This is a genomic window from Streptomyces sp. LUP30 (assembly GCF_001746365.1).
Classification (GTDB): domain Bacteria; phylum Actinomycetota; class Actinomycetes; order Streptomycetales; family Streptomycetaceae; genus Streptomyces.
This window is the reverse complement of record NZ_MJAJ01000034.1, coordinates 1-19327: the sequence shown is the minus strand read 5'-3', so window position 1 is coordinate 19327 and position 19327 is coordinate 1. Positions and strand designations below refer to the sequence as shown.

The following is a 19327-nucleotide window of genomic DNA, read 5'->3' as shown; positions in this document are numbered from 1 at the left end:
CGGCGCCCGCCGCGCCGGTCGGGCACCGGCCGACGCCCCCTGCGACTGCGGCTCTAGTTCTGGGTGGGCGTCCCGTGGAGTCGCACGGTGCTGAGGATCTGCATGATCGTGGCCTTCGGGAGCTCGTCCTTCACGCCCTTGGCCCCGTACAGGTTCCAGGACACGTAGTCGCTGTTGGAGTTCTTGAACCCGAAGGTGATCGCCTTGCCGTCGCTGTCGCACTTGCCCTTCTGGGGCGTGTTCGTCGACTGCGCCCAGGCGTAACTGCCCTTGACGCCGGAGGCGGTCGTGAACGGGGTGGCCTTCTTGTCGAAGGTGATGCTCTTCTTGTCCGGCTCGGTGTAGCCGCCGAAGACCCACCAGGCGGGCGTGTTGATCGCGATCTCGTCGGTGCTCTTGGCGCCCTCCGCGCCCTTGCTCCCGACCATGGCCAGGGCGGTGTCCTCGACCTTGCCGTCCTTGTCGGAGTCCACCGAGCACCACTTCGACTTGAACTCGGCCGTGCCCCCCTGCAGGATCCGGTCGTAACCGTCCTTCTTCTTCTTGTCCTCCCACTCGAACCCCTGGCTGAGCCCGGGAGACTGCACCTCCCAGTCCGCCGGCACGTCGAAGGCGATGCCCCATTTGGGGTTCACGACGACCTTCCAGCCGGCGATGGTCGGCTTCTCCGCCTCGCCGTTGCGCGGGTTGTCGTCCGTGCCGGTCGACGAGGACGCCGACGCCGAGGCGGGCCCGGAGACCGAGGGGCTGCTGCTGCCCTTGCTCACGGGGGCCGGTTCGTCGTCGTCACCGCCGAGCACCAGGAAACCGGTGACTCCTGCGGCCACGACGACGGCCGAGGCCGCGACGATCGCGACCAGCTTGGTCCGGTTGTCGCCTCCGCCTCCGCCTCCGCTGCCGCCGGGCGGCGGCGTGGGCGCGCCCACGGGCGCCGGAGCGCCCCATTGCGGCTGCTGCGCATAGGGGTTGGGCTGCTGCTGGTATCCGGGTTGCTGATACGGGTTCGGCTGCTGGTATCCCGGCTGCTGGTACGGATTGTTCTGCGCCTGCGGGTTCTGCTCTCCCCCGGGCGGCTGCTGTCCTGGCCACATGGCCAGAAACACTAGTGCCGTCCCGGACACGGTTCGGTCACCGCCCCTTGTCAGGGACGTACCGAATCGGGGCCGGACGGGGGTGACCCGGGCACAGTGCCCCGGTACCTCCGGATTGCGGGGTTCCGGCGTCCGGTCGCCGACCCGCGGGTGACGGGAACGGGCGACGGTCGCGGACCGGTCATGGGGCGAGCGTCACATCGGCTGGCCAGCTGAAGCTACCCGTAGGTAACCTCACGGCATGAGCGCAGACCAGATGTCCATCGGCGAGATGCTCGCCGCCACGGTGCCCATGGCCAGGACCCTGAACCTCGAGTTCATCGAGGCCGGTCCGGAGAGGGCCGTGGTCGCGCTGCCGGACCAGGGCGAGTTCCACAACCACGTCGGCGGCCCGCACGCCGGCGCGATGTTCACGCTCGGCGAGTCCGCCAGCGGAGCGATCGTCCTCGCGGCGTTCGGGGACCAGCTCTCCCGGGCCGTGCCGCTCGCCGTCGGCGCGGAGATCGCCTACCGGAAGCTGGCGATGGGCGCCGTCACCGCCACCGCCACCCTGGGGCGACCGGCCGCCGAGGTCGTCGCGCAGCTCGATGCCGGGGAGCGCCCCGAGTTCCCGGTCGCGATCGAGATCCGCCGCGCCGACGGGGCGGTCACCGGCGAGATGACCGTGACGTGGACCCTGCGCCCCAACGGCTGACAGCGCCTGCGGTTGACAGCGCCTGCGGCTGACACCGCCTACGCTGGCACCGTCTCCGGTTGACACCGCCTGCGGTCGACGCCTACGACGGCCGACGTCCTTCACCGCCACGCGGACGGCGTTCAGGCGTGGGGCGTCGGCCCCGGCCGGGGCGCACCGGGCCGCCGGGGCCGTCGGCGTCGTCGTCGGCGGCCCCGACGCCGTCGTGTCAGGCGGCCGGCCGGTCCCGCGCGGCGTCGCCGTCCTCCAGGCCCGCCACGAAGTCCTTCAGCCAGGCGACGAACTCCGGTCCCAGGTCGGGTCGGTCGCAGGCCAGGCGGACGACCGTGCGCAGGTAGTCCGCCTTGTCGCCGGTGTCGTACCGGCGGCCGGAGAAGATCACGCCGTGCACCGTGCCGGCCGCCGCCAGCTCCTGGAGCGCGTCGGTGAGCTGGATCTCGCCGCCGCGACCCGGCTCGGTGCGCTCCAGGACGTCGAAGACGGCCGGGTCGAGGACATAGCGGCCGATGACGGCGTACCGGCTCGGCGCGTCCTCGCGCGCGGGCTTCTCCACGAGGCCGGTGACGCGCACAACGCCGTCCTCGCCGGACGGTTCGACGGCCGCGCAGCCGTAGAGGTGGACCTGCTCCGGCGCCACCTCCATCAGGGCGACCACGCTGCCCGCGTACCGGTCGCGGACGTCCAGCATCTGACTCAGCAGCGTCTCGCGCGGGTCGATCAGGTCGTCCCCCAGCAGGACGGCGAACGGCTGGTCGCCCACGTGGTTGCGGGCGCACAGGACCGCGTGACCCAGGCCGAGCGGGTCGCCCTGCCGGATGTGGTGGATGTCGGCGAGCCGCGAGGGGTCGCGCACCGCGTTCAGCCGCACGGTGTCGCCCTTGGCGGCGAGCGCCTGCTCCAGTTCGAGGGCGTGGTCGAAGTGGTCCTCGATGGCCCGCTTGTGGCGTCCGGTCACCATCAGCACGTCGTCCAGGCCGGCGGCGGCCGCCTCCTCGACGACGTACTGGATGGCCGGCTTGTCGACGACCGGCAGCATCTCCTTCGGGGTCGCCTTCGTGGCGGGCAGGAAACGGGTGCCGAGACCGGCGGCCGGAACGACCGCTTTGCGGACGCGGGGTGCGGAGTGGAGGGCGCTCATGCCGACGATGCTGGCTCATGCGGATGGGAGTACACCGGGAGTGGCATCGGAGATTCCTGTGCGCGGTCGTCCGCCGCCGGCCGGCCTGCGGTCAGTCCCGGGGCGGCCGTCACGCCGGGGTCTGAAGTTGGAGATTCCGTGTCTCATCCGGCTTTCCCCGTACACAAGTTGAGCCGGGCCGTCCGGGACATTTTCGAAAACGGGTGCGGCTACCGCCGGTAACTTATCTGAAATTCCCTCGCTTTGAACTTGAGTCACTCGGAGTCCTTGTTTCGCGTGAGGGGCGTGTGCGAAGGTGAGCCTCCCCTTACGGATGGGTCCGATCAGGCCAACGTGCCTGGTCAGATCAAAGGTACGCACCAATCAGGCACCTGCTTTCCGACGACGTGTTTTCCGTGCCGTCCGTCGGCTTGGAAGGAAATGGTTCCGTGCAATCCCCCAACCCCCCACGCCCGCCCCACCCGCCCCGCCCCGGTTGGACTCCCGGGGATTCCGACCCCGAACTCGTCGCCCGGCTCGCCGACCCCGACGGCCGTGCCCACGCGATAGCCCTGCTCTTCGCCCGTCACTGGCGACCGGCCCACGACTACGCCACCGTCTGCCTGGCCGGCACCGAGGACACGGCGCGCCTCGTGGCCGCCGCGGCCTTCCATGACGTACTCGGTCGGCTGTCCGGCGGGCGCACCGGAGGGGCCCTGCGCCCCCAACTCCTCGTCGCCGTGCGGGAGACCGTCAGGGAATGGGCCGGCGCCGACAAGGTCGCGGCCGTTCTGCCGGAACTGCGGAAAACCGTCGGCGGCCGTGGACTGCGCGCCGCGCGCCCGGTGACCGCCGAAAGGCGACAACTGGCCGAACGTTCTTTTCAGTTGCTCCCGTCCGCCTCGCAATGCCTTCTGTGGCACACGGAGGTGGAGGCGGAACCCATATCCGTACCGGCTGGTCTGTCGGGGATGGACGACGTCGCCGCGGCCGCCGCTCTGGAACAGGCGCGGGAACAATTGCGGGTGGGCTGTGTACGCGCCCACCGGGAACTCGCGCCGACGAGTGAATGCCGCTTCTACAACCGTCTCCTCGACGTTCCCCTGCGGCGCGGCGGAACGCTGCTGCCCGATGTCCGCCGCCATCTCGCGCACTGCCGCTTCTGCCGCCACGCCGCCGAACAGCTCAGCCATTTCGACGGCGGACTGGACGTGCTGCTCGCCGAGACCGTGCTCGGCTGGGGCGCCCGCCGCTATCTCGACTCCCGGCCCGGACGCGCCTCCGCCGCCGACTCCGGCGCGCCGGTCCGCCCCGTCGGGATGCGCCCGCCCACCGGCGGCCGGCACCGCACCACCTCCGCGGGCCTGCTCGACCTGCCGGGCAGGCGCCCCAAGGCCGTGCTCGTCGGCGTGGGGCTGACCTCCCTCGCACTGCTCGCCACCGTCTTCGTGGCCAAGGGATGGTCGGACGACGGCGCGCCCGCTCCCGGCGCGACCTGGGGTGCGCCCGTCGGCCGGACCAGCACTCCGGCCACGGACGGCCGGCGGTTTCCCGGCGTTCCCCGCGACCCTTCGCCCTCCGGCTCCCCGTCGGCGGCCTCCGCCTCCCGCAACGCCGCGGTCGCGCTCGGCAGCCTGCGCGGCCCGGACTCGGGGCTCTGCCTCGACGTCTCGGGCGGCCGGGCCGAGGCCGGTGTGGGGATCGTCCTGGCGGACTGCTCGACGGCCGCGTCCCAGCAGTGGTCGTTCGAGCGCGACGGGCTGCTGCGCAGCGCCGCCGACCCCACGCTCTGTCTGGCCGCCGACCCCGGCCGCCGGACGACCGCCCTGGCCCGGTGCCTCGTGCACGCGGGGGAGACGTTCTTCGACCTGACCGTCCGCGGCGAGCTGCTGCTGCGCCGCGACGACCAACTCGTCGTCGCCCGGGACGCCGAGGGAGCCGGGGCGTCCGTCGTCGTCTCCGAGCGGGACGGCTCGGCCGGACAGCGGTGGGTCTTCGACACGGCCGGGACGGCGCCCGGAGCGCCCGGCCCGCAGGTGCGCAAGCAGACGGAGCCGCCCGGCACGGATGTGCCGAACACGCCGGGGGCCCCGGACCTCGCGGCGTCCCCCACGCCGGGCGGCGCCCCGCCCCTCGCCCCCGACGGCGCTCCCGCGCCCGCCGGGACGGCCCCGGAGTTCCGGACCAGGATCGCCCAGGTGAGCTGCTGTGACACCCCGGCCGACCCGGCTGCCCCGACCGCTCCGGCCGCTCCCGTCGTGGACACGGTCGTGGACGCCCTCCCGGCGGCTGCCGCCGTGTCCGAGGTGTCCGAGGTGTCCGAGGCGCTCGACGGAGCCGTAGGGAAGGCGACCGCCGCCCTGGGGCACTGAGCCGGCGACGGCCGCGAAGCCGAAGGAGGGGCCGCACGAGGGGAGTGGCCCCTCCTTCTTCGCGCCCGCAGCTCCTCCTCCTTCGCGCCGCAGCTCCTGCCGGGCGTCTCGCCCCCCGGCGGCGACGTGCTCCGAACGAGGCCTCGCGCTGCCCCCGTTCATGAGGCGGCCGATCGACGGGGTTCCCGGCGGGAACAGGGCGCAGACGGAGGGCGTTTGGTCGTCCGCGATCGTCCGCACCACCGGGCGGACCGGCCGGAGCGGACCCGGTAGGCTTCCAGGGAAGGGCGACAGAGCCAGGACGTCAAACGGGAGGAACCCGCGGTGCACGTGCAGGAATGGCTCGACTCGGTGCCCGCGGCCGCCGTCTACGCCGTGGTCGCCCTGGTCATCGGCCTGGAGAGTCTCGGCGTCCCGCTGCCCGGTGAGATCGTCCTCGTCTCGGCCGCGCTGCTCTCCTCCCAGCACGGCGGCGTGAACCCGGTCGTCCTGGGCGCGTGCGCCACCGCCGGCGCCGTGGTCGGCGACTCCATCGGCTACGCCATCGGCCGCAAGGGCGGACGCCCGCTGCTGGCCTGGCTGGGCGCGAAGTTCCCCCGCCACTTCAGCGAGGGGCACATCGCCACCGCGGAGCGGTCCTTCGAGAAGTGGGGCATGTGGGCCGTCTTCTTCGGCCGTTTCGTCGCCCTGCTGCGCATCTTCGCCGGACCGCTCGCGGGCGTCCTGCACATGCCGTACTGGAAGTTCCTCACCGCCAACCTGCTCGGCGGCATCGCCTGGGCGGGCGGCACGACAGCCGTCATCTACTACGTGGGCGTCGTCGCGGAGTCCTGGCTGAAGCGGTTCTCGTGGCTGGGACTGGTGCTGGCGGTGCTGATCGGCCTCACGTCGATGCTCGTCATCAAGCGCAAGGCCAAGCGCGCCGCGCAGGAGACCGCCGAGGCGAGGACCGAGTCCGAGCCCGCGGTCGCCGCCGAGTAGTCGGCTCGGCGCAGCCGGGCGGCGCGCGCTCCTGCGATGTCGGCCGCGCCTACTCGTGGATCTTCCCGTGAGCCTTGGCCAGGTCCGCGTACAGCGTGCCGTTCAGCGTCACGCCCTGCCGCTCCTCCTCGCTCAGCTCCCGCTTCACCTTGGCCGGCACCCCGGCCACCAGCGAACCCGGTGGGATCTCCATCCCCTGCGGCACGAGCGCCTGTGCGGCCACCAGTGAACCCGCCCCGATCACGGCCCCGTTGAGTACGGTCGCCCCCATGCCGACGAGGCAGTCGTCCCCGACGGTCGCCCCGTGCACCACGGCGTTGTGACCGACCGAGACCCGCTCGCCGATGGTCACGGGGAACCCGGGGTCGGCGTGCAGTGTCACGTTGTCCTGGATGTTCGCGTCGGCCCGCACGGTGATGCGCTCCACGTCGCCGCGCACGACCGCCCCGTACCAGACGCTGGCCCCCGCCTCCAGGGTGACGTCGCCGATCACCGAGGCGGTCGGCGCCACGAACGCCTCCGCGTGGACCTGGGGTTCCCTGCCGCCGATGCCCACGATCAGCGCCCTGTGCGTCATCACCGTCTCCTCGTGCCCGTCGTGCCCGTGCTGTCCGTCGTGTCCGTCGTCACCCCGCACCGTACGCCAACGGGGTGGGGCGAAGATCACAGGGCCGGGGGCCGTCGGGGGCGGCGTGCGCTGAGTACGGTGAGCGGGTGCCGAAGCGCAAGAACACGTTCTCATCATGGCGGCGCCGACAGGTGCAGCGCGCCGTCCACGCGGGCTGGTCCTGGGTCCAGCGCACGGCGTCCGTCACCGCCGAGAGCCCCGGGCGCTTCCGCTTCGGCTCCATCGGCGTCGGCACCCGGCTCGCCTTCCCGCTCGGCACGGTCTTCGGGGAGCCCTGGATCCACCTCGGCGCGCACTGCATCGTCGGCGAGCAGGTGACCCTGACCGCCGGTCTGATGCCCGACCTCGACCTCGGCCCGGACCCGATCCTGCGCCTCGGCGACGGTGTGGTCCTGGGCCGGGGCAGCCATGTCATCGCCGACACGACGGTCACCATCGGCAGCGACTGCTACTTCGGTCCGTACGTGTACGTCACCTCCACCAACCACTCCTACGACGATCCGCACGAGCCGATCGGCAAGCAGTGGCCCCGCATGGAGCCCGTGGAGATCGGGCCGGGGTGCTGGATCGGCACCGGGGCGGTGATCCTGCCGGGGGCGCGGATCGGGCGGAACGTCGTCGTCGCGGCCGGCGCGGTCGTTCGCGGGACCGTGCCCGACCACGCCGTCGTCGCGGGGGCGCCGGCCAAGGTCGTCCGACGCTGGACGCCCGCCGAGGGCTGGCAGCCGCCGCTGCGCAGCCCCGCCCCCGTGCCGATACCGGACGGCGTCACCCCCGGCCAACTGGTCGCGCTCTCGGAGCTGGACGAGGAGACCGTGGCGAAGCTGGCCGGACTGGAGCCCGGCAGCTGATCCGGGGCGCACTCCCAGGCCCGAACGCGGGCCCGGCCGCGGGTTCGGCGACCCGCAGGACTAGCCGGTGGCCAGCAGCAGCGTGCCGAGCAGGGCCAGCCCCGCACCCGCGGCCTGGACCGCACGAAGCCGCTCGCGCAGGAACCCGCGCGCGGCGAGAGCCGTCACCACCGGGTACAGCGAGGCCAGCACGGCGGCCACCGTGACCGGGCCGTGCTGGGCGGCGACGGCGTAGGTGCCGTTCGCGGCGACGTCGCCGAGACCGATCAGCCCGTAAGCCGGCAGCGAGGCGAGTGCGAGGCCGCCCTCCGGCAGCGCGGGCGCCCCGCGCCGGACGGCGACGTACAGCGCGGCGCCGCCCGTCGCCACGTTGATCACGCGTTGCACGAACAGGGCGAGGAACAGACCGGTGACGGTCGTGGAGGCCTCGGTGATCAGCACGAACACCGTGCCGAAGCCGAGCGCCGCGACCAGCGTGAGCAGCACGGCCCGGCGCTGTACCGGCGCGCCCCGCAGCTGCGGACCGCCCGCCAGGACGACCCCGACGACGGCGACCGCGATGCCGGCGAACTGGACGAACCCCGGGCGCTCGCCGAGGACCAGCCCGACGGAGACCGGCACGGCGACCCCGAGGGCGGCCAGCGGGGAGACGACCCCCATGGGGCCGAGCGCCAGCGCCTTGTAGAAGGAGAGCAGGGCGACCGGACCCACCAGGCCGGCCGCGACGGCGAACCACAGCCGGGGGCCGGCCTCGCTCCAGCCGCCGGTGGCGACGACGACGGCGCCGAGGACCACCGCGGCGATCGACTGCGAGACGACGACCACGGTGAGGGCCGGGGCGCGCCGGGTCAGCAGCCCGCCGCCGAAGTCGGCCAGGCCCCACAGGAGGCTGGTGGCCAGGGCGAAGAGTGCTGTCACGGGTCCCTCGCAGTACAGTTCGGTGCACGATCGGGTGCACCACACCGTAGTTCAAGGAAGTGGACCCTGTCATCCAGAATATTGGACTCCGGGATCGCGGCGGAACCGCATGGAAAAGGTGGAACAGGGTGGAACAGGACGGAATGTGTCGGACCTCGACCTGCTGACCCAGTCCCTGGCGCGCAGCGTCAAACGGTGGCGCACCGAACGCGGCTTCACCCTCGACGCGCTGGCTGCGCGGGCCGGGGTCAGCCGCGGCATGCTGATCCAGATCGAGCAGGCTCGCACCAACCCCAGTCTGGGCACGGTCGTCAAGATCGGTGACGCGCTCGGCGTCAGCATCACCACCCTGCTCGACTACGAGCGCGGCCCCCAGGTCCGCATCGTCCCCGCCGAGCAGGCGGTGCGGCTGTGGCACACCGACGCGGGCAGCTACAGCCGGCTCCTCGCGGGCACGGAGGCGCCAGGTCCGCTGGAGATGTGGGAGTGGCTGCTGATGCCCGGCGAGAGCAGCGGCTCGGACCCGCACCCCCTCGGCACGGTCGAGATCGCCCATGTCACGGCCGGCGAGCTGACCCTCACCGTCGACGGCGCGGAGCACCGCGTCCCGGCCGGTGCGAGCGTCACCTTCGAGGCCAACGCCGCGCACCGGTACGCGAACCTCGGCGAGGTCCCGACGCGGATGGTCCTGACGGTGTCGGTGCCCCCTCCCGCGCCCGCGCGCTGAGCGGCACCGCGACGCGCGGTGGCGGGCGGCAGGCGTGGCGCGCGCCGACCCCGGGGCCCGGTCCGGCCTAACCCAGGACCCGCGTCGGGCCGTGGTGGGCGAGGAGCAGATGGGGGTCGTCCTCGCCGGGCGACGGCGCCGGGTCCGCGTGGACCAGTGCCGCCGTCAGACGAGGCACCGCGTGCAGCAGTGCGTGTTCGGCCGCCACGGCGATCCCGTGCGCCTGACGTACCGTCGCCTCCCCGTCCACGACGACCGCCACTTCGGCGCGCAGCCGGTGCCCGATCCAGCGCAGCCGCACCTCGCCCACCGCGCGCACCCCTTCGACCTCCCGCACCGTACGCTCGGCCCGGTCCACCAAGGCGGGGTCGACGGCGTCCAGCACCCTCCGGAACACCTCCCGCGCCGCGTCCCGCAACACCAGCGCGATCAGCGCGGTGATCGCCAACCCCACGACGGGGTCCGCGAGTCGCCACCCCAGCGCCGAGCCGCCCGCACCCACGAGCACCGCCAGCGAGGTGAACCCGTCGGTGCGCGCGTGCAGCCCGTCCGCGACCAGTGCGGCCGAACCGATCGAACGGCCCACCCGGATCCGGTGGCGCGCGACCCACTCGTTGCCGGCGAAACCGACCAGCGCGGCCACGGCGACGGCGCCGACGTGATCGACGGGCCGCGGATGCAGCAGCCGCTCGACCGCCGCCCACCCGGCGAAGAGCGCCGACGCGGCGATCGTCAGCACGATCGCCAGGCCCGCGAGGTCCTCGGCCCGTCCGAAGCCGTAGGTGAAACGACGGGTGGCCGCCCGGCGGCCCAGCACGAAGGCGATCCCGAGCGGTACGGCGGTCAGCGCGTCCGCCGCGTTGTGCACCGTGTCGCCGAGCAGCGCGACCGAGCCCGAGAGCACGACCACCACCGCCTGCACGACGGCCGTCCCGCCCAGCACCGCCAGCGACACCCACAGGGCGCGCATGCCCCGGGCCGACGACTCCAGGGCCGCGTCCAGCTTGTCGGCGCTCTCGTGGGAGTGCGGGGTGAGGGCATGGGCGAGGCGGCGACGGAGCCGCCCCGGGGCGGGGGAGAGGGGGAGGGGGGAGTGCGAGTGAGCCTGCGGGTGCGGGTGCGGGTGCGGGTGCGGGTGCGGGTGCTCGGTGGGGGCGTGGGAGTGGGCTGGGCTGCGGCCGTGACCCTCGGCGTGGGCGTGGTCGTGCGGGTGTCCGTGATCGCGTCCGCGCGCGTGGTGGTGTCCGTGGTCGTGGTCGTGCCGGTCGCTCACGTCGATCCCCTTCCGGTGCGCCCAGGTGGACTCGGCCGCGCCCACTCCGCCATTATGTGCGTATGAGCGCACGCATGCACCTGTCATCTGCACATCATGCGCATCCGCGCACCCCCGGCGAGGAGCAGTTCGCCCTCGCCGCCGAGCTGCTCTCCCTGCTCGGCGACCGCACCCGGCTCACTCTGCTGCACGCTCTGGCCTCCGGCGAGGCGGATGTGACGACCCTGACGGAACGCTGCGGTGCGGCCCGGCCGGCGGTCAGCCAGCATCTGGCGCGACTTCGGCTGGCCGGTCTCGTGAACACCCGCAAGGAGGGCCGCCGGGTGGTCTACTCGCTCTCCGACGGCCATCTGCGCCGCCTGGTCGACGAGGCGCTGAACGTGGCGGACCACCGGCTCGGGGACCAGCCGGTGCACGACTGAGCCGCTCGCGTGCGGGTCGGGAGCGTTGCGGATCAGTAGCGTTCCGCGGCGCCCAGGTACTGCTCCGCGAAGGCGGCGGCAGCGGCGGGGGACGTGAACAGGCGGCGCAGCCGGGCGAACGTCGTGCCCGCGCGGAAGGGGTCGCCCGCCGCGGTCCCGTGGTAGACCTCGGACAGCCACTGCGAGAACTCCTGGTAGTCCCACACCTGGCGCAGACAGGCCTCCGAGTAGCCGTCCAGGCCGGTCCCGTCGTCGCCGTCAAGGTAGGCGACCAGGGCGTCGCCCAGCAGGAACGCGTCGTGCAGGGCGAGGTTCATGCCCTTCGCCGCGATGGGCGCCACGAGGTGGGCCGAGTCGCCGGCCAGGAAGAGCCGCCCGTACGTCATCGGCTCGACCACGTAGTCGTGCATGTCGAGCACGCGTTTCTCGATCAGCGGGCCCTCGGTGAGCGGCGGCGCGTCCGCCCCCTCCAGGCGCTGGTGCAGCTCGGACCAGACGCGGTCGTGGGACCAGTTCTCCGGGTCGTCGCCGGGCGGGCACTGGAGGTAGTACCGGGTCACCCCGGGGCTGCGGGCCATGTGCCCGGCGAAGCCGTTCGGATGGACGCCGAACAGCACGCAGTCGGAGGACGCCGGCGCCTCGGCGAGCAGCGCCAGCCAGCCTATTTTGTAGTCGTGCCGGGCGATCCGTGCGTGCCCGGCCGGCAGCGCGGCCCGGGACGCCCCGCGCGGGCCGTCCGCACCGACGACGAAGTCGCAGGTCAGCGAACGGCGTTCACCGGTGTCGGGGCAGGTGTACGTCACGGACGGGCGAGCGGTGTCGAGGTCGTGCAGCTCGACGTCGCGCACCGAGAAGCGGGCGTCGCCGCCGCGCACGTCGACGTACTCGTGAGCGAGGTCCGCCACCAGCAACGGCTGTGGATACACCCAGTGGTGACGGCCCGTCAGGTCGGTGTAGGGGAAGCGGTACCGTTCGCCGCCGAAGCGGAACTCGCACGACGAGTGGCGCTGGGCGCGCTCCGACAGGTTGTCCGCCAGTCCGCGGCGCTGGAGTGCGCGCACCGCCCACTCCTCGATGACGCCGGCCCGCGGCCGCCGCTCGATGAACTCACGGCTCTCCGCCTCCAGGACGACGCAGTCGACGGACGCGGCCCGCAGGATGTTGCCGACGGTGAGTCCCGCCGGGCCCGCGCCCACGACGACGACCGGAACATGGCGGGGGGAAGAGGAGTCGGAGGTCACCCGCACATTATGGGCGGCCAGGCCGTCAGGCCAGGCGGGGGATCTCGATCGCCGGGCAGCGGTCCATGACCATCTCCAGGCCCGCGGCCCTGGTGCGGTCGTAGGCCGCCTCGTCGACGACGCCGAGCTGGAACCACACCGCCCGCGCACCCTTGGCCACCGCCTCCTCGGCGACGGCTCCCGCGAGCTCGCTGTTGACGAAGACGTCGACGACGTCCACCTCGAAGGGGATGTCCGCGAGGGAGGCGTACCCCGGTTCGCCGTGCACGGTCTCCGCCTTGGGATGAACGGGGACGACCCGCTTGCCGAAGCGTCGGAGCACCTCGGCGACGCCGTAGGCCGCACGTCCGCGGTTCGTCGACAGGCCCACCACGGCCCAGGTGTCACCGAGTCCGGTGAGGATCTTCCGGATCGTCGCCTCGTCGCCGTACACCGGCGGCCTCCTTTAACGGTCAGAAACAATCAGAAACGGTCGGATGTGGTTTTCGTGTCGAACAGGATCCGACGCGGGTGTCAACAGTGTGCGGTGGATCCTGATTCCGGGCCCCGCCTTTCCGGCCCCTGCCTGCGAACCCGCCTCCGTCCGCCTAGGCTCGGCACGTGCTGCGCATCATGGACGCCCGAACCGGCGAACCCGCCCTCGCCGCCCCCGTCCGGCGGGGGCTGACCCGTGTCGAGGCGCATGCCTCGGGGTACGGGGCCGCGTCGCTCAGGGTGCTGCTCGTCGCCGATCTGCTCGTGCGTGCGCTGGAACTGGGCGGCACGCCCGCCTGGCTCCTGCTCACCGGCGACCGGGACCAGGCGGAGCTGCGGGCGGGCGCCACCGCCCTCGGCATGCATCCCTTCGAGGACGGCCGGGACCTCGCGGCGGGCGTGGGCGAGGCGCAGGTCCTGCACGTGGTGAGCGCGTACGCCCCGAGCCCCGACGACGGTGTGCGGATCGCCGTCGCGCCGGCCGAGGGCGACCTGTCCGGGGCGCCGACGCGGGGAGCCGCGACGGACGCCGATCCGGCCGTCCTGCGTCTCGCCCTTCTCTCCGCGCCCCGTACGGAGCCCCTCCGGCTCGACGCGACGGCACTGGCCGAGGCCCACGACACCCTGGCGCGCTGGCGGCGGGCCGTCGCCGACTGGGCGCGGCAGCCCTCGCGCCCGGTCCCCGAATCGCTTCGCGGGCGGCTGCGCACCGCCTGGGAGGACGACCTCGACGTGCCCGAGGTGCTGCGCGTGCTGCGGTGGGTGCGCGACGCCGGCCCCGAACTGCCCGCGGGCGCGCGGTTCGAGACGTACGCCTACGCCGACCGTCTGCTCGGTCTGGAACTCACCCACGACCTCGGAGCCCCGGCGTGACCGTCCCTGACTCCGGAGCGGCGGACGCCGGTGCGCCGCGTCGGCTGGTCGTGCTGCGGCACGCCAAGTCGGCCTGGCCCGACGGCGTCCCCGACCACGAGAGGCCGCTCGCCCCGCGCGGCCTCAGGGACGCGCCGGCGGCGGGCCGCGCCCTCGCCGAGGCGGGCTGCCGCCCGGATCTCGCCCTGTGCTCCACCGCCGTCCGCGCCCGCCGTACCTGGGAGCTGGCCCGCGCCCGGTGGGACGCGCCGCCCCCCACGCGTCTCGACCCGCGGCTCTACGGGGCGGACGTGCCCGAACTCCTGGACGTCGTCCGCGAGACGCCCGACGAGGTCGGCACCCTGCTGCTCGTCGGGCACAACCCCGGACTGGAGGAACTCGTCCTCGCCCTGGCCGTCGAGGGGCTCGGCGACGCCCTCGACCAGGTGCGGCTGAAGTTCCCGACGTCGGCGATCGCCGTCCTGACCTGGCAGGGGCCCGACTGGCGGACCCTGGCCCCCGGCGCGGCGCTGCTCACCTCGATGACGGTGCCGCGGGGCGGCTAGCCGACGTGCACGCGCGGTCGCCGTTCGGGGTCCGGCTCGGCGCGTCGCAGCACCTCGCGGGTGACGGGCGCGACCTCGCCGTCGCCGAAGACGAGGAAGCGGATCAGATGGCTCACCGGGTTGCCCTCGGTCCAGCTGAAGTACGCGTGCGGGACCTGGCCCGTGCGGTCGCGCAGCGCCAGCAGCACCGCGGCGATGCTGTTGGGGACCGTGGGACCGGACACCCGCAGCCGGCGCACCCCGTGCTTCTCGTCGCCGTGCACGTCGATGTCCGCGGTGAAGTCGGAGGAGTCCCGTACGAACACCTCCAGGAACAGCGGCCGGCCCGCACCCGGGATCGGCGTGTGCTCGCGCTGCTCGCCCTCCTTGGCGCGGTACGCGCGCGTGCTGTGTTCCTGCGGTTCGTTCGCGATGAGCTGCACGGGCCCGTGCCGTGCAGCCTCGTCCGCGAACCGGGCGGCGGTCTCGTCCAGCGTCACCTCGGCCGCGCGGAGTTCGAAGGCCCGGCCCACCCGTGACCCGAACGACGTGACCAGGATGGCGAGGATGAAGATCGCCGCGATCTTGATGCCGTCGGGCCGTTCGATGACGTTCGTGACGAGCGTGTAGGCGAAGACCGCCGTGATCGCGCCGAAGCCGAACGTGGCCCGCAACCGGCCGCGCCGGTGCACCGCGACGGTGGACGCGAACGCCGCCGACAGCATCAGCACCAGCACGCCCGTCGCGTAGGCGCCGCTCTGGTCGTCGACGTTCGCGTTGAACCACAGGGTGATGAAGACGGCGGCCGCCATGAACACCAGCACCAGCGGCCGCACCGCGCGCGTCCATTCGGGGGCCATGCCGTAACGGGGGAGGTAGCGCGGGACGAGGTTCAGCAGCCCGGCGAGGGCCGAGGCGCCCGCGAACCACAGGATGGCGATCGTGGAGACGTCGTAGACGGTGCCGAAGGCCTCGCCGAGGTGCTCGTGCGCGAGGTAGGCCAGCGCCCGCCCGTTCGCGGGCCCGCCGCTCTTGAAGTCGTCCTGCGGGATGAGGATCGTCGTCGCGAGACTGGACAGCAGCAGGAAGCAGCTCATGATCAGCGCGGCCGTGGTGAGCAGCTTGCGGGTGTCGCGCACCCGTCCCGCGGGCTTCTCGTAGGTGTCCGCCGGATCGCCCTTGACCTGCGGCATCACCGCCACCCCGGTCTCGAAGCCGGACATCCCGAGCGCCAGCTTCGGGAAGACCAGCAGGGCCACCCCGATCATGATCCAGGGGGAGGAGTGCTCGGCGCTCACGGCGTCGGTCCAGTCCCCGATCCGCACCGGGTCGGTGAGGATCTCCCAGGCGGAGACGCCCAGCACCACCACGTTGAGCGCGAGATAGCCCGCCACCAGGGGCACCGCGATGCCGATGGCCTCCCGGAAGCCCTTGAGGAACACCGCGCCCAGCGCGCCGACCAGCACCAGGGTGATCCACTCGTTGCCGTCGGACATCCAGTGCGGCGCGAACGGGTTCTCCACGACGTGCGCGGCGGCGTCCGCGGAGGACAGGGTGATCGTGATCATGAAGTCGGTGGCCGCGAAGCCCAGCAGCACCAGCACCAGGATCTTCCCCGACCACCAGGGCAGCAGCCGCTCCAGCATCGCGATGGAGCCCTCGCCGTGCGGGCTCTCGTGCGCCACCCGGCGGTACACCGGCAGCGCGCCGAGCAGCGTCAGCGCGATCAGCACCAGGGTCGCGAGCGGGGACAGCAGCCCGGCGGCGAGGGCGGCGATGCCGGGCTGGTAGCCGAGCGTGGAGAAGTAGTCGACGCCGGTGAGGCACATCACGCGCCACCAGCGGTGGCCCTCCTGCTCCGCCCGTGGGGTGGCGTGCGGGCCCGGATGACGTGCTGTCTGCTCGCTCAGCCCCTCCAGGAGCCAGGCGCGCCACCGGGAGGACGTCGAACCCGCGCCGGTCTCCTTCACCCGCGTGCCGGTCATGCTGCGCGCTCCCTGCGGTCGGTCGGGGCCAAGGTCATGGTCACCACCGTTGGTTACCCCGCACATCGTGGCCCGCACCTGCGACGTGGGCGAGTCGGCGATCCGATCACCGCTTAGGCTGACCGGATGCAGGACGAGTACCGCACCGTCGCCCGCGCGGGCGTGCACGAGACCGAGGTCAACCGGTCCCGCTTCCTGTGCGCCCTCGCCCCGGCGGCCACCGAGCGGGAGGCGCAGGACTTCCTCGCGTCCGTGCGCAAGGAGCACGCCGACGCCACCCACAACTGCTGGGCGTATGTCATCGGCGCCGACGCCGCCGTGCAGAAGGCGAGTGACGACGGCGAGCCCGGCGGCACCGCGGGCGTCCCGATGCTCCAGATGCTGCTGCGCCGCGACATGCGGTACGTCGTGGCCGTCGTCACCCGTTACTACGGCGGCGTCAAGCTCGGCGCGGGGGGCCTGATCCGGGCGTACGGCGGCGCGGTCGGCGAGGCGATCGACTCCCTGGGCGTCCTCACCCGCCGGCGCTTCCGGCTGGCCACGGTGACCGTCGACCACCAGCGGGCCGGCAAGGTGCACAACGACCTGCTCGCGACCGGACGCCAGGTGCGCGCCGTGCGCTACGGCGAGGCGGTCGCCATCGAGATCGGCCTGCCGGACGCCGAGGTGGACGCCTTCCGCGGCTGGCTGGCGGACGCGACCGCGGGGACGGCCGGCCTCGCGCTGGGCGACGAGGCGTACGGGGACGTGTGAACGGCGCGGGCGGGGCCCCCAAGGCGTGACACGCGTGCGGGGCGTGCGGGCGGAATGCGCGAAGTGCGACGTGTGACGTGCGACGCGTCGAGAGGCACCCTGGATGAACGCTTTGGTGAAATGTCCGTAAAGCCCTTTTGGGGCAGCTGCCATGACGGTGCGATACGGGAGTAACCGCCCGGGCTGTCGGACCCGGCCGTTAGTCTCGGGGATCATGAGGCTCCTGCACACTTCCGACTGGCATCTCGGCCGGGCGTTCCACCGGGTGAACATGCTCGGCGCCCAGGCCGAGTTCATCGGTCACCTCGTCGCGACCGTGCGTGAGCGCGAAGTCGACGCGGTGGTCGTGTCGGGGGACGTGTACGACCGCGCGGTGCCGCCGCTCGCCGCCGTCGAGCTCTTCGACGACGCCCTGCACCGGCTGGCCGACCTCGGCGTGCCCACGGTGATGATCTCCGGCAACCACGACTCGGCCCGCCGGCTCGGCGTGGGCGCCGGCCTCATCGGGCGCGCGGGCATCCACCTGCGCACGGATCCGGCGGCGGCCGGCACTCCGGTCATCCTGCGGGACGCCTTCGGCGAGGTCGCCTTCTACGGCCTGCCCTATCTCGAACCCGCCCTGGTGAAGGACGAGTTCGGCGTGGACAAGGCCGCGCACGAGGCCGTGCTCGCCGCCGCGATGGACCGGGTCCGCACCGACCTCGCGGCACGCGCGCGGGGAACGCGTTCCGTCGTCCTCGCCCATGCCTTCGTCACCGGCGGCGAGCCCAGCGACAGCGAACGCGACATCACCGTCGGCGGCGTCGCCTCCGTGCCGGCCGGAGTCTTCGCCGGCGTCGACTACACGGCGCTCGGTCATCTCCACGGCTGCCAGACCATCACCGAGCGGGTGCGCTACTCGGGCTCCCCGCTGCCCTACTCGTTCTCCGAGAGCGAGCACCGCAAGACGATGTGGCTGGTCGACCTCGCGGCCGACGGGGAGATCGCCGCCGAGCGCGTCGACTGCCCGGTCCCCCGCGCGCTCGCCCGTATCCGGGGAACGCTGGAGGAACTGCTCGCCGACCCCGCGCTCACGCGCCACGAGGAGGCCTGGATCGAGGCCACGCTCACCGACGCCGTCCGCCCCGCCGACCCCATGGCCCGGCTCGCCGAGCGTTTCCCGCATACCCTCAGCCTCGTCTTCGCCCCCGAGCGCGCGCCCGACGACCCCGACGTGTCCTACGCCCGCCGCCTCGCCGACCGCAGCGACCAGGAGATCGCCGAGGACTTCGTGGCGCATGTGCGCGGAGCGGCGCCCGACTCCCGCGAGCAGGGCGTGCTGCGGGACGCCTTCGACGCGGTCCGCGCGGACGACATGGTGGGGGAGGTGGCGCGATGAGGCTGCACCGGCTCGACCTGACGGCCTTCGGCCCCTTCGGCGGCGCCCAGAGCGTCGACTTCGACGAGCTCTCCGCCGCCGGCCTGTTCCTGCTGCACGGGCCGACGGGCGCGGGCAAGACGTCGGTCCTGGACGCCGTCTGCTATGCCCTGTACGGCTCCGTGCCGGGCGCCCGCCAGAGCGGCCAGGGCACGACCCTGCGCAGCGACCACGCCGCGCCCGGCACGCGCACCGAGGTCACCCTCGAACTCACCGTCGCGGGACGCCGGTTGGAGGTCGCCCGGCAGCCGCCCTGGGAACGGCCCAAGAAGCGGGGAGCCGGCACCACGGTCGAGAAGGCCCAGAGCCTGCTGCGCGAGTACGACACGACCGCGGGCGCCTGGAAGGACCTCAGCCGCTCCCACCAGGAGATCGGCGAGGAGATCACCCAGCTGCTCGGCATGAGCCGCGAGCAGTTCTGCCAGGTCGTGCTGCTGCCCCAGGGCGACTTCGCCCGCTTCCTGCGCGCCGACGCCGAGGCGCGGGGCCGGCTGCTGGGCCGCCTCTTCGACACCCGGCGGTTCGCCGAGGTCGAGAAGCGCCTCGCCGAGCGCCGTCGCATCACCGAGGCACGCGTGCGCGAGGGCGACGCCGCGCTGCTCGCCGACGCGCACCGGATGCAGCAGGCGGCCGGGGACGCCATGGAGCTGCCCGAGCTCGCCCCGGGAGAGCCCGGCCTGGCCGAGGCGGTGCTCGGCGCGGCCGCGGTCGCCCGCAGCACCGCACGAGAGCTGCTGACGACCGCGCACTGCGGCCGCCTCGCCGCCGAGTCCGCACAGGCCGCAGCCGAGCGCGCGCTGGCCGACGTCCGTGAACGCGAGCGGCTGCAGCGGCGGTTCACCGAGGCCCGGGAGCGGGCCGCGGCACTGCAGGAGCGGGCCGGAGCCCACCAGGAGGCGCGGGCGCGCATGGAGCGGGCGCGCAAGGCGGAGGCGGTGGCGCCGGCGCTGGAGCTGCGCGAGGCCGCGGACGCCGAGCACGAGGGG

19 protein-coding genes are annotated in these 19327 nt (G+C 73.3%); 11 read left to right on the top strand and 8 right to left on the bottom strand.

All coding sequences use genetic code 11. The features are described 5' to 3' along the window. Positions 1-53: 53 nt before the first annotated feature. Positions 54-1091: a hypothetical protein gene (locus BG482_RS25250; protein ID WP_069771489.1), complete on the bottom strand. Its 1038-nt coding sequence runs from the start codon at positions 1089-1091 to the stop codon at positions 54-56. A 256-nt stretch (positions 1092-1347) separates the two neighbouring features. Here BG482_RS25250 and BG482_RS25245 point away from each other — a divergent pair, with 256 nt between their 5' ends. Beyond that, the gene (locus BG482_RS25245; protein ID WP_069771424.1) at positions 1348-1785 is read left to right on the top strand and encodes a DUF4442 domain-containing protein; all 438 of its coding nucleotides are present in this window, start codon (positions 1348-1350) and stop codon (positions 1783-1785) included. 208 nt (positions 1786-1993) lie between these two features. Here the strand turns inward: BG482_RS25245 and galU are convergent, their stop codons facing one another. Further along, on the bottom strand, positions 1994-2923 hold the full coding sequence (gene galU, locus BG482_RS25240; RefSeq protein WP_069771423.1) for a UTP--glucose-1-phosphate uridylyltransferase GalU: 930 nt from the start codon (positions 2921-2923) through the stop codon (positions 1994-1996). 428 nt (positions 2924-3351) lie between these two features. On the opposite strand from galU, the gene BG482_RS25235 reads away from it, so the two are divergent. After that, positions 3352-5274, top strand: a complete 1923-nt coding sequence (locus BG482_RS25235; protein ID WP_069771422.1) for an RICIN domain-containing protein — start codon at positions 3352-3354, stop codon at positions 5272-5274. A gap of 324 nt (positions 5275-5598) precedes the next feature. Continuing rightward, on the top strand, positions 5599-6255 hold the full coding sequence (locus tag BG482_RS25230) for a DedA family protein (RefSeq protein ID WP_069771421.1): 657 nt from the start codon (positions 5599-5601) through the stop codon (positions 6253-6255). Positions 6256-6304: 49 nt separating this feature from the next. Here the strand turns inward: BG482_RS25230 and BG482_RS25225 are convergent, their stop codons facing one another. Then, the gene (locus BG482_RS25225; RefSeq protein WP_069771420.1) at positions 6305-6832 is read right to left on the bottom strand and encodes a gamma carbonic anhydrase family protein; all 528 of its coding nucleotides are present in this window, start codon (positions 6830-6832) and stop codon (positions 6305-6307) included. A 137-nt stretch (positions 6833-6969) separates the two neighbouring features. Here BG482_RS25225 and BG482_RS25220 point away from each other — a divergent pair, with 137 nt between their 5' ends. After that, positions 6970-7734 carry an acyltransferase gene (locus BG482_RS25220; RefSeq protein ID WP_069771419.1) on the top strand — a complete coding sequence of 255 codons (765 nt, stop codon included), beginning with the start codon at positions 6970-6972 and terminating at the stop codon, positions 7732-7734. A 60-nt stretch (positions 7735-7794) separates the two neighbouring features. Here BG482_RS25220 and BG482_RS25215 read toward each other — a convergent pair whose 3' ends face one another. Continuing rightward, positions 7795-8652, bottom strand: a complete 858-nt coding sequence (locus tag BG482_RS25215; protein WP_069771488.1) for a DMT family transporter — start codon at positions 8650-8652, stop codon at positions 7795-7797. A 145-nt stretch (positions 8653-8797) separates the two neighbouring features. On the opposite strand from BG482_RS25215, the gene BG482_RS25210 reads away from it, so the two are divergent. Continuing rightward, positions 8798-9379, top strand: coding sequence for a helix-turn-helix domain-containing protein (locus BG482_RS25210; protein WP_069771418.1), 582 nt, complete (start codon positions 8798-8800; stop codon positions 9377-9379). Between the two features lie 67 nt (positions 9380-9446). Here BG482_RS25210 and BG482_RS25205 read toward each other — a convergent pair whose 3' ends face one another. Then, positions 9447-10652, bottom strand: coding sequence for a cation diffusion facilitator family transporter (locus tag BG482_RS25205; RefSeq protein ID WP_069771487.1), 1206 nt, complete (start codon positions 10650-10652; stop codon positions 9447-9449). Positions 10653-10714: 62 nt separating this feature from the next. Between BG482_RS25205 and BG482_RS25200 the strand changes: the two genes are divergently transcribed. After that, positions 10715-11074: a metalloregulator ArsR/SmtB family transcription factor gene (locus BG482_RS25200; RefSeq protein WP_069771417.1), complete on the top strand. Its 360-nt coding sequence runs from the start codon at positions 10715-10717 to the stop codon at positions 11072-11074. 32 nt (positions 11075-11106) lie between these two features. Here the strand turns inward: BG482_RS25200 and BG482_RS25195 are convergent, their stop codons facing one another. After that, positions 11107-12315 (bottom strand): 4-hydroxybenzoate 3-monooxygenase, encoded by a 1209-nt coding sequence (locus BG482_RS25195; RefSeq protein ID WP_069771416.1) that lies wholly within the window; start codon positions 12313-12315, stop codon positions 11107-11109. Between the two features lie 25 nt (positions 12316-12340). Beyond that, positions 12341-12748 (bottom strand): CoA-binding protein, encoded by a 408-nt coding sequence (locus BG482_RS25190; protein WP_069771415.1) that lies wholly within the window; start codon positions 12746-12748, stop codon positions 12341-12343. 167 nt (positions 12749-12915) lie between these two features. Here BG482_RS25190 and BG482_RS25185 point away from each other — a divergent pair, with 167 nt between their 5' ends. Both BG482_RS25185 and BG482_RS25180 read left to right on the top strand, forming a co-directional pair. Then, entirely contained in the window at positions 12916-13662 is a 747-nt protein-coding gene (locus BG482_RS25185; protein ID WP_069771414.1) for a hypothetical protein, read from the top strand. Next, the gene (locus BG482_RS25180; RefSeq protein WP_069771413.1) at positions 13659-14207 is read left to right on the top strand and encodes a histidine phosphatase family protein; all 549 of its coding nucleotides are present in this window, start codon (positions 13659-13661) and stop codon (positions 14205-14207) included. The genes BG482_RS25185 and BG482_RS25180 overlap by 4 nt, the downstream gene beginning before the upstream one ends. On the opposite strand, the gene BG482_RS25175 is transcribed toward BG482_RS25180, so the two are convergent. Then, positions 14204-16171 carry an APC family permease gene (locus BG482_RS25175; RefSeq protein WP_069771412.1) on the bottom strand — a complete coding sequence of 656 codons (1968 nt, stop codon included), beginning with the start codon at positions 16169-16171 and terminating at the stop codon, positions 14204-14206. The genes BG482_RS25180 and BG482_RS25175 overlap by 4 nt on opposite strands. Positions 16172-16297: 126 nt before the next feature. On the opposite strand from BG482_RS25175, the gene BG482_RS25170 reads away from it, so the two are divergent. The 3 genes from BG482_RS25170 to BG482_RS25160 all read left to right on the top strand — a co-directional run. After that, entirely contained in the window at positions 16298-16924 is a 627-nt protein-coding gene (locus tag BG482_RS25170) for a YigZ family protein (RefSeq protein ID WP_069771411.1), read from the top strand. Between the two features lie 214 nt (positions 16925-17138). Further along, the gene (locus BG482_RS25165) at positions 17139-18302 is read left to right on the top strand and encodes an exonuclease SbcCD subunit D (protein ID WP_069771410.1); all 1164 of its coding nucleotides are present in this window, start codon (positions 17139-17141) and stop codon (positions 18300-18302) included. Further along, on the top strand, positions 18299-19327 hold a 1029-nt coding region (locus BG482_RS25160; RefSeq protein WP_176741458.1), incomplete at its 3' end, for an AAA family ATPase. The genes BG482_RS25165 and BG482_RS25160, both read left to right, overlap by 4 nt.

Excerpts from the sequence above, each read along its gene's own strand:
- BG482_RS25200 (WP_069771417.1), top strand. The coding sequence starts at position 10,715 with ATGAGCGCACGCATGCACCTGTCATCTGCACATCATGCGCATCCGCGC.
- BG482_RS25165 (WP_069771410.1), top strand. The coding sequence starts at position 17,139 with ATGAGGCTCCTGCACACTTCCGACTGGCATCTCGGCCGGGCGTTCCAC.
- BG482_RS25170 (WP_069771411.1), top strand. The coding sequence starts at position 16,298 with ATGCAGGACGAGTACCGCACCGTCGCCCGCGCGGGCGTGCACGAGACC.
- BG482_RS25245 (WP_069771424.1), top strand. The coding sequence starts at position 1,348 with ATGTCCATCGGCGAGATGCTCGCCGCCACGGTGCCCATGGCCAGGACC.
- BG482_RS25250 (WP_069771489.1), bottom strand. The coding sequence starts at position 1,091 with ATGTGGCCAGGACAGCAGCCGCCCGGGGGAGAGCAGAACCCGCAGGCG.
- galU (WP_069771423.1), bottom strand. The coding sequence starts at position 2,923 with ATGAGCGCCCTCCACTCCGCACCCCGCGTCCGCAAAGCGGTCGTTCCG.
- BG482_RS25225 (WP_069771420.1), bottom strand. The coding sequence starts at position 6,832 with ATGACGCACAGGGCGCTGATCGTGGGCATCGGCGGCAGGGAACCCCAG.
- BG482_RS25175 (WP_069771412.1), bottom strand. The coding sequence starts at position 16,171 with ATGACCGGCACGCGGGTGAAGGAGACCGGCGCGGGTTCGACGTCCTCC.